At 70.6% G+C, this 4,417-nt stretch carries 2 protein-coding genes; one reads left to right on the top strand and one right to left on the bottom strand.

What is annotated here, in order from left to right; translation table 11 throughout:
• The coding region (locus GB932_RS01020) for a DUF11 domain-containing protein (protein ID WP_156758920.1) at nucleotides 1-2,913 on the top strand (2,913 nt) is incomplete at its 5' end.
• 65 nt (nucleotides 2,914-2,978) lie between these two features.
• Here the strand turns inward: GB932_RS01020 and GB932_RS01015 are convergent.
• Nucleotides 2,979-4,417: alpha-amylase family glycosyl hydrolase (locus GB932_RS01015; protein ID WP_156758919.1), on the bottom strand; the 1,439-nt coding region annotated here is incomplete at its 5' end.

Raw genomic sequence — 4,417 nt, 5'->3', positions numbered from 1 at the left:
GGCACAGACGACGTCACGGACGTCGCGGTCCCCGCCGGCGACTACGACCTCTCCGAGGTCATGCTCGACGGATACGCGGCGGGCGACTGGAGCTGCACGGGCGGCGCGCTCGACGGGTCCGTCGTCTCGCTCGCGCTCGCCGCGGACGTCGTCTGCACGATCGTCAACGACGACCGCCCCGCGCTGCTCACCCTCGTGAAGACCATCGTCAACGACGACGGCGGCACCGCGACCGTGGCGGACTTCCCGCTCACGGCCGAGGGACCGGACACCGTCACGGGCATCAGCGGCACGGACGAGGTCACGGAAGTGCCGGTCGATGCCGGCGCATACGAGCTGTCAGAGGACGTCGCGGCCGGCTACACGCCGAGCGCATGGGTCTGCGAGGGCGGATCCCTCGACGGATCGACGCTCACGATCGCGAACGGTCAGTCCGCGGTCTGCGAGATCGTCAACGACGACATCGCGCCGACGCTGACCCTCGTCAAGACGGTCGTGAACGACCACGGCGGCACCGCGACGGTGGACGACTTCCCGCTCACGGCGGAGGGACCCGCCACCGTCACCGGCATCAGCGGCACGGACGACGTCACGAACGTCGTGGTCCCCGCCGGCTCGTACGACCTCTCCGAGGTCGAGGTCGCCGGGTATGCGGCGGGCGACTGGAGCTGCACGGGCGGCGCGCTCGACGGCTCCACGGTCGCTCTCGGCCTCGCCGCCGATGTCACGTGCGAGATCGTCAACGACGACATCGCACCGACCCTGACTCTGGTGAAGGAGATCTCGAACGACCACGGCGGTCAGGCCACGACCTCGGACTTCGTCCTCACGGCGGAGGGACCGGTCACGATCAGCGGCGTCAGCGGGACGCCCGAGGTGACGGGGCAGGTCGTCGAGGCCGGCGACTACGTCCTGTCCGAGGACGGCCCGTCCGCCTACACCGGCGCGGGCTGGAGCTGCACCGCCGGATCCCTCGAGGGAGAGACGCTCACCCTCGGCATCGCGCAGCACGCGACGTGCACGATCCTCAACGACGACGACCCGGCTCACCTCACCCTGGTGAAGAACGTGATCAACGACCACGGCGGCACGGCCGTTCCTGAGGACTTCGTCCTCAGTGCCGACGGCGCCGTGTCGATCACCGGGCCGAGCGGATCCGACGCCGTCACCGACGTCGAGGTCCCGCAGGGCACATACGCCCTGGGCGAGGAGCAGCTGGACGGCTACGAGCTCGTCTCGATCGCCTGCTGGGCGACGAGCGAGATGATCGACGAGCTGGAGGTCGACGACGCCGCGATCGCCCTCGCGAACGGCGAGAGCGCCTACTGCGTGCTCACCAACGACGACATCGCCCCGCGCCTCACGCTCGTGAAGACCGTCCGCAACAACAACGGCGGCACCGCGACCGTCGCCGACTTCCCCCTGACCGCCGACGGCCCGGACGCGGTCACCGGCATCAGCGGAGCCACGGAGGTGACGGACGTCGCCGTCTCGGCCGGATCCTACGAGCTGTCGGAGGAACTGGTCGACGGATACCACGCGGGCGCCTGGACCTGTGAGGGCGGATCCCTCGACGGCGCGACGCTCACCCTGGCCCTCGCGGACGAGGCGATGTGCGAGATCGTCAACGACGACATCGCGCCTCGGCTCACCCTCGTGAAGACGGTGATCAACGACGACGGCGGGAACGCGACCGTCGAAGACTTCCCGCTCACAGCTGAGGGACCGGAGACGGTCACGGGCATCAGCGGGTCCGACGACGTGACCGACGTCGTCGTCGACGCGGGCGCCTACGACCTGTCGGAGCAGACGGTCGGCGGCTACGCCGCGAGCGACTGGATCTGCGAGGGCGGGTCCCTCGATGGATCCACCGTCACGATCGGCCTCGCCGCCGACGTCACGTGTGAGATCGTCAACGACGATCTGCCGTTCGACCTGGCGATCGAGAAGACCAGCTCGGTCGATCTCGTCGATCGCGAGACGCCGTTCGACTTCACGCTGACCGTCACGAACGTGGGCGAGCGCGACGCAGACCTCGGCGAGGCGGTGACGGTCGTCGACACGCTCCCTGCCGGGCTCGAGCTGCTCGGCGCCTCCGACGGCTGCGCGGCGGAGGGCGCCGTCGTGACCTGCGAGATCGACCCCGCGGCGCTCACGATCGGCGCGAGCGTCGAACTGGTCCTCACGGTGCAGTTCACGGGCGATGCCGAGACGGGGTCCGTCACGAACACGGCGATCGTCGACACCCCGGACGACCCCGCACCGACCGACCCCGAATGCCCGGCGGACACCGCCGCAGCGGCAGGAGTCGAGGGCAACAACGTCGCCTGCGACGACGCCGAGCTCGTCGAGGGCGACCTCGCCGCCACCAAGGCCGTCTTCGAAAGGTCGGGCGGCAGCTGGGAGGAGTCGGACGGACAGGTCGACTTCGGCGACACGGTGCAGTTCCGCATCACGCTCGTCGCGGACGGCGACGCACCGAGCACCGACATCGTCATCACCGACGAGCTCGTGGACGGGCTGACCGACGGCGGATCCGCCGCATGCGATGTCGAGTGCGACATCGCGTTCGACGAGGACGCCGCCACCTACACGGTGGAGATCGACGAGCTGGCACCGGGCGACACGGCGACGTTCCGCTTCCTCGCGATCGTGCCGGACGCACCGGAACACGCCCCCGGAACGACCGTGACCGAGAGCTTCGGGAACATCGCGTCGGTGTCGTCCTCCGACACCCCGGAGTTCCCGACGAACCCGGTCGAGATCGACGCCGAGGACGAGCTGCCGGCCGAGGAGGAGCCGCCGCTCGCCGCGACCGGCATGGCGGATCCGTGGATCCCGCTCGCCGCGGGCGGCCTGCTCACCGCCCTCGGACTCGCGCTCCTGCTGGTCCGTCGGCGCCACCGGGTCTGACCGCCCACGTACGGAGAACGCGCCGTCACCCCGAGCGGGTGACGGCGCGTTCTGCGGTGCGGCGATCAGCCTGCGATGCGGATCCATGCCGTCGCGGCGCCCGGAAGCCGGTCGCCCTCGAGCGGGGCGCTCGACAGGAGCACCTCGCCGGCGGGCAGCTGGACGGGCTCATCGCCGAAGTTCGTCATGTTGGCCCACCCGCCGGGGCGGCGGAACGCGAGCACGTCGCCCGCGCAGAGCTCATCGAGCCACGCGAGCTCCTCCGCAGCCTGCAGCTCGTGCCGCAGCGCCAGGGCCTCGCGGTACAGCGACAGCGTCGACGACGGATCCTCGTCCTGCGCCTCCACCGACACCGGCCCGAACCACGCGGGCTGCGGCAGGTGCGCACCGCCGGTGCCGAAGCCGAACGACGGCCCGGTCGCCGTCCACGGCAGCGGCACGCGGCAGCCGTCGCGGCCGACGCCCTCCTTCGAGGAGCCGTCCGTGTTCCGGAAGAACGACGGATCCTGGCGCTTCTCGTCGGGGATGTCGGCGACCTCGTGCAGGCCGAGCTCCTCACCCTGATACAGGTAGGTGCTGCCCGGGAGGGCGAGCTCGAGCAGGGTCGCCGCCCGCGCGCGACGCAGGCCGAGGTCGCGATCGATCTCGCTCTCGGGCGCGCCGGCGCCGATCCACTCCATGCCCTGCTTGGCGTCGCGTCCGTTCAGGGGCGGCAGGCCGTACCTGGTCGCGTGCCGCACCTGGTCGTGGTTCGAGAACACCCACGTCGTCGATGAACCCGACTCGGCGGCCAGCCGGAGGTTCGTGTCGATGATGCCGCGGAACTGCGCCGCATCGAAGTCGGCCCGCAGCAGGTCGAAGTTGAAGGCCTGGCCGAGGCCCTCCGGGCTGGCGTAGCGTGCGCGTCGCTGGGGCGTCGCCGACGCCTCGGCCACGGCGGTGCGCGGCGGATCGTACGCGTCGAACACCTCGCGCCACGTGGCGTAGATGTCGTGCACCTCGTCGCGGTCCCAGATCGGGTGCGTGCCGTCCCACGGGTGCGCCGCGAGCTCGGCCTCGGACGGCAGCGGCTCGCTGAGATCCTTGGTCAGGCTGTGCGCGACGTCGACGCGGAACCCGTCGACTCCCCGATCCGACCAGAACCGCAGCGTCGTCAGAAAGTCCTCACGGACCTCCGGGTGGTCCCAGTTGAAGTCGGGCTGCTCCGGGGCGAAGATGTGCAGATACCACTGCCCGTCACCCACGGGCTCCCACGCCGGTCCGCCGAAGATCGACGTCCAGTCAGCGGGCGGCAGCTCGCCGTTCTCGCCCTTCCCGTCGCGGAAGATGTACCGGTCGCGCGCGGCAGATCCCTTCGGCGAGGCAAGCGCCTCCTGGAACCACTCGTGGCGGTTCGACGAGTGATTCGGCACGATGTCGACGATCAGGCGGATCCCCGCAGCGTGCAGCGCGGCGACCATCTCGTCGAACTCATCCAGCGTGCCGATCTTCGGATCCACATCGC

It is taken from the genome of Microbacterium karelineae, assembly GCF_009745985.1.
Lineage (GTDB): Bacteria > Actinomycetota > Actinomycetes > Actinomycetales > Microbacteriaceae > Microbacterium > Microbacterium karelineae.
Note: the sequence above shows the minus strand (reverse complement) of the source record. Positions and strands in the feature narration are given on the sequence as shown.